This is a genomic window from Streptomyces sp. SM1 (genome assembly GCF_002910825.1).
Taxonomy (GTDB): Bacteria; Actinomycetota; Actinomycetes; order Streptomycetales; family Streptomycetaceae; genus Streptomyces; species Streptomyces okerensis.
The window spans coordinates 1-5,325 of the sequence record NZ_NEUB01000118.1 but is presented as its reverse complement, the minus strand read 5'-3'; the positions used below and the strand labels follow the sequence as shown (position 1 = coordinate 5,325).

General features: G+C 73.7%; 3 protein-coding genes and 1 pseudogene. 2 read left to right on the top strand and 2 right to left on the bottom strand.

Annotated features, from left to right (window positions below):
* Positions 1–410: pseudogene (locus B9S61_RS02545) on the top strand (hypothetical protein); the annotation flags it as partial.
* Positions 411–831: 421 nt separating this feature from the next.
* Here the strand turns inward: B9S61_RS02545 and B9S61_RS02540 are convergent.
* Together B9S61_RS02540 and B9S61_RS02535 are read right to left on the bottom strand one after the other, a co-directional pair.
* The gene (locus B9S61_RS02540) at positions 832–1,446 is read right to left on the bottom strand and encodes a hypothetical protein (RefSeq protein ID WP_103540720.1); all 615 of its coding nucleotides are present in this window, start codon (positions 1,444–1,446) and stop codon (positions 832–834) included.
* A 212-nt stretch (positions 1,447–1,658) separates the two neighbouring features.
* A complete protein-coding gene (locus tag B9S61_RS02535) occupies positions 1,659–3,824 on the bottom strand; it encodes a RecQ family ATP-dependent DNA helicase (RefSeq protein ID WP_103540719.1) in 2,166 nt (721 codons plus the stop codon).
* A 147-nt stretch (positions 3,825–3,971) separates the two neighbouring features.
* Here B9S61_RS02535 and B9S61_RS02530 point away from each other — a divergent pair.
* A partial coding sequence (locus B9S61_RS02530; RefSeq protein ID WP_103540718.1) for a DUF4192 domain-containing protein occupies positions 3,972–5,325 on the top strand: 1,354 nt, incomplete at its 3' end.

Here is a 5,325-nt window from a genome sequence, read left to right as displayed (position 1 = left end):
GGCCCGAACCCACTGCGGCAACCCCGCAGATCCAGTTGATCCCGGCCTCGGCCGAGGGGGCGCTCGACGCCGCCGAGGAGGCCGTGGACCTGCTGCTGGACTCGGGCCGGGCCCCCGGTGACCTGCTGGTGGTCACCACCGGCGAGCCCCACCCGTGGGCCACCCACGAACTGTCCTTCGGCGAAGCCTCCTACTGGGCCCAGCACGACGCCGGCGACGACGTCTTCTACGCGGACGCCCAGGTGGCGGCCCGTGCCGGAGCGCGGCCCGTGGTCGTGGTCGCCGTCAATGGCGGTCCGGAGTCCGCGGCCGTCTCCGCCCTGTCGGTGGCACATGCCCGGGCCGGCGCCCTGCTGATCCTCTGCGGAGACCCGCAGCGGATCAACTCGGTGCTGGGCGCGACGGTCTGAGCCGGCGCCACGGCGTCCCGGTGGACGCCGTGGGGTGGTGCGGACGCCGTGGCCGGCCGCGGTGTCCGCACGGCCGATGTGCGGGCGTGTGTGCGTGGCGGGACAGCGGATGCCCGCAGCCGTCTGCCGTCTCCGCGCCGCGGCCGTGACCGGCGGTCCACGACGGGCCCGAGGCCGGCTCCGGCGCCGCCCGGACACGCCTCGCCGTACCGCGTCCTCGGCCCCAACGGCCGCGTGGGCGCGGGTGACCGAGTGGGGACAGGCGTCTGCTCCGACGCCGTCCGGACGCGCCGCACCGTCTCATGGCCCGGGCCCGAACGGGCGCGTGGGCCGGGGTATGTGGTGGGGACGCGTTCCCGGACGGGGAGGGCGCTCGCCCTGGTGTTGTCCGCGGAACGGTGCCGCTTCCCTCCGGGGAACGTCAGCGTGCCGCCGCGCGGCGCAGCACGTCCGACGCGGCGCCGCCGGTGCGCGGTATCCGGGGCGGCGCCTCGGACAGGGCGAACGGCTCCGGCGCCGAGCCCGCACTGGGGTGACGGCCACCACGCCCTTCACCGAGAACCTGCCAGCCGTCACGCGTGAGCGTGATGTACGCCCCGCAGCGCAGCCCGTGCAGCGTGCAGGCGTCCCGCAGGCCCCACATCCACGCGCCGTCCTCCTCCGTCCAACGGGCGTCGCCGTCACGGCAGTAGAGCAGTACCGCGGTGCGCACCGGTGTGCGGCGCCGCAGGTCGTGCGGGATGACCCGGCGCAGTTGGGCCAGCAGCACGTTGCGCAGCATCCACCCGTCCGCGGAGGATGTGCGGCGGGTGAACGAGGCACTCGCCCGAACCCGTTCGTCAGGGTCGAGCACGGCGACGACCGCGGTCGCCGGACCGGGACGGTGCCGGGCGTGCAGTCCGCTGACGACCTCGCGCGGACTGCGCAGCAGCGGGATTCCCGCGGCGGCCCACTCCGCAGGCTCGAGTACACGGGTGGCGGAAGCGGCGGACGTCGACAGCGATGTCGCCGAGGACGGAGCGAATCCGAAGGTCACGGTCCTCCCTTCGGCTACGCCCGCACTGCGGGCGGAATCGGATGCGGGGAGCGCGCACGCAACAGAGCCCTACCTGATCGGCGGGCGAGCCGTGCGGGTGCGGACTTCAATTCTTCCTGTCGAACTTGGATGCGGCAACGAGCAATTGGGGCAGCAGACCGGTATCGGACGTTCTACGGCTAATATCCCCACCCGGCGGGTGGGGCGAATCCTCAGCCCTGTACGGCCAGCACCAGAGGCAGCACGCCCTGTGCACCATTGCGCCGCAGCAGGCGCGCCGTGACCGCGAGGGTCCAGCCCGTCTCCGTGTAGTCGTCGACGAGGAGAACCGGGCCCTGCGCCCGCTCGAGCGCGGCCGCGAGATCGGGCGGCACGGTGAGTGCCCCGTCGAGGGCCTTGAGGCGCTGGGCGCTGTTGCTCCGGGAGGCGGGGCGGGCCTCCGCCGTGTAAGCCACCGAACCCAGCAGCGGCAGCCGGCCGATCTCCGCGATGCGCTCCCCCAGGGAGTGGATCAGCCGGGGCCGGGTGCGGGAGGCCAGAGTGACCACCCCCACCGGCCGGGGCCGGCCGTCCGCCGCCCCCGGGGCCCAGCCGCCGGGGCCCTTGGCCCAGTCGGCCAGCACTCCCACCACGGCCCCCGCGACGTCGTCCGGCACCGGCCCGTCCGGCGCCTGGGGCGCGAGCATCGGCCGCAGCCGGTTGCCCCAGCCGATGTCCGACAGGCGGCCCAGAGCCCTCCCCTGAGCGGCCTGCTCACCGGCCGGGATCCGGCCCTTGAGCTCCATGCCGATCGCCGGGAGGCCGGTGGGCCACATCCGCCGGGGCTCCACCTCGACGCCCGCCCGGCCCAGATCCACGCGGGCGGCCTCGAGCGCGACCGCGGAGGCCTCCGCGGTGTAGCGCGCGCCGGCGCAGTTGTCGCAACGGCCGCAGGGCTTGGCACCCTCGTCGTCCAACTGGCGTTGCAGGAACTCCATCCGGCAGTCCGTGGTCGCCGCGTAGTCGCGCATCGCCTGCTGTTCGGCCTTGCGCTGACGTGCCACCCACGCGTACCGCTCGGCGTCGTACGTCCACGGCTGCCCGGTGGCGGTCCAGCCGCCCTTGACCCGCTTCACGGCCCCGTCCACGTCGAGCACCTTGAGCATGGTCTCCAGCCGGGAGCGGCGCAGTTCCACCAGCGGCTCGAGGGCCGGCAGCGACATGGGCCGCTCCGCGCGCGCGAGGACGTCGAGTGTGCGGCGCACCAGATCCTCCGAGGGGAAGGCGAGCGACGCGAAGTACTCCCAGATCGCCTCGTCCTCCTTCCCGGGAAGGAGCAGCACCTCGGCGTGCCGGACACCGCGGCCGGCGCGGCCCACCTGCTGGTAGTAGGAGATGGGGGAGGACGGTGAGCCGAGATGGACCACGAAGCCCAGGTCCGGCTTGTCGAAGCCCATACCGAGAGCGGAGGTGGCGACCAGCGCCTTCACCTTGTTGGCCAGCAGGTCCTCCTCGGCCTGCTGCCGGTCGGCGTTCTCCGTCCGGCCGGTGTACGAGGCGACGGTGTGACCGCGCTGCCGCAGGAAGGCGGTGACCTCCTCGGTGGCGGCCACGGTCAGTGTGTAGATGATCCCCGAGCCCGGGAGCTCCTCCAGATGGTCGGCGAGCCAGGCCATCCGGTGCGCGGCGTCCGGCAGGGGCAGCACGCTCAGGCTCAGGCTCTCCCGGTTCAGCGGCCCCCGCAGCACCAGCGCGTCCGCGGAGCCGCCCGTTCCGAGCTGCTCCGCGACGTCCGCGGTGACACGCGCGTTGGCGGTGGCGGTGGTGGCGAGTACGGGTACGCCCTCGGGGAGGTCGGTGAGCATGGTGCGCAGCCGGCGGTAGTCCGGGCGGAAGTCGTGGCCCCAGTCGGAGATGCAGTGTGCCTCGTCGACCACGAGGAGTCCGGTCGCGGCGGAGAGCCTGGGCAGGACCTGGTCGCGGAAGTCCGGGTTGTTCAGCCGCTCGGGACTCACCAGCAGCACATCCACGTCGCCCGAGGCGATCTCTTCCTGGACGGAGTCCCACTCCTCGGTGTTGGAGGAGTTGATGGTCCGGGCGCGGATGCCGGCTCTGGCCGCTGCCTCCACCTGGTTGCGCATGAGCGCCAGGAGCGGGGAGACGATCACGGTGGGGCCGCTGCCCCGCGCCCGCAGCAGCGACGTGGCCACGAAGTAGACGGCGGACTTGCCCCAGCCCGTGCGCTGGACGACCAGGGCCCGGCGCTTGTCGGCGACCAGCGCCTCGATCGCCCGCCACTGGTCCTCGCGAAGCCGGGCCTCGCCCGAGGCGTCCCCGACGAGACGGGCGAGGACCGCGTCGGCGGCCGTGCGGAGATCCGCGGTGTTCGTGTGCTCCATGGGTCCCATACAACAGGACGGCGCCGACATCCGGTCGGGTGCTGTGGATGAGGGCGGGTCCCTCCGCTGAGGTATGGGTGTCATGTCCTTGATGCGAGTTATCCACAGGGCGAACCGGAATCTCGTGATCCGCGAGATCGTCTTGCCATGACGAACCACGACGAGACCACTGGAACACCGGGAAACAGTGACATTCCGGGCCGCGGCGAGAGTGAACGTACGGGCCTTCCGCCGAGGGCCCGGTCCGCGGGCCGCGCCGGGCCCGCCGGCTTCCGTGAGGACGGCCGGGGGCACGGCCGGGAGGAGGCCCGCGAGGGGGACCGCCCCCCGCGCCCGGACGGCATCGGCCGCACGGCCTACGACAGCCATGACCACGCACAGCAGGTCACCCTGCGCACCCCTGCCGAGCTCGCCGACGCCTTGCCCTACCTGCTCGGCTACCGTCCCGAGGACAGCATCGTGCTGGTCGCCCTGCACGACAAGGAAGGGCGGGGCCGGTTCGGCGGCCGGGCCCGGCTCGGCATCCCCGCCACCACGGACGACTGGCCCACTGCCGCCCGCCAGCTGGCCCGCGGCCTGGTGACGGGCAGTGAGCGCCGGGGCGTCCGGCCCGAACAGATGGTCGTCTTCCTCTGCCGCGAGCCGGGCCCGGGCGAATCCGGCCGGCAGGTCAAGGAGCGACTGGAGCCGCTCGCCCGCACCCTGCGCCTGGAGTGCGGCTCCCTGGACATCCCGGTCGTGGAAGCCCTGTGCGTCTCGGGCGGCCGCTTCTGGTCGTACTGCTGTGACGACGAGGGCTGCTGCCCGGCCGAGGGGACACCGCTGGGCCTGCCCGGCACCTCGGTGCTGGCCGCCGCCGCGACCTATGCCGGGATCCAGGTCCGCGGCACCCTGAGCGAACTGCGCGCCAGGTTCCTGCCCTGGGAATACCCCGCGGCCCTCGAACAGGAGAAAGCCCTGGACGCCGCCGGCATGGCGCTGGTCCCCAGGATCCTCGACGCGGCGAGCCGCCACGAGGTGGCCGAGGAGACGCTGAGCCTGGCCGGGCGGATCATGGGACGCCTTGCCGGCGCCCCGCCCACGTCCGGCATGCTCCCGGCGGATCTGCGGGACGACGACCTGCTCGGCCGCGACGAGGCCGCGACGCTGATCCTCGGCCTGCAGGACCGCACGACCCGCGACCGCGCGGCCGAGTGGATGGAGGGTGCCGAGGCGGAAGCCGCCCTCCGTCTGTGGCGGGCTCTGGCACGCCGCTGTGTCGGATCGTACGGCGAACACGCCGCGGCGCCCCTCACCCTCGCCGGGTGGGTCGCCTGGTCCACCGGTGACGAACTGGAGGCCCGGGAGGCACTCGCCATGGCGCTCGGCGCCGACCCCGACTACCTCTTCGCCCGTCTGCTGCATCAGGCGTGCAACGAAGGCCTCGACCCCGAGTCGGTCCGCCGCTGCCTGCGTACCGAACGCGAGGACCGTGGGCCCACGACGCCCGACGAGCCGAGCA

Excerpts from the sequence above, each read along its gene's own strand:
- B9S61_RS02535 (WP_103540719.1), bottom strand. The coding sequence starts at position 3,824 with ATGGAGCACACGAACACCGCGGATCTCCGCACGGCCGCCGACGCGGTC.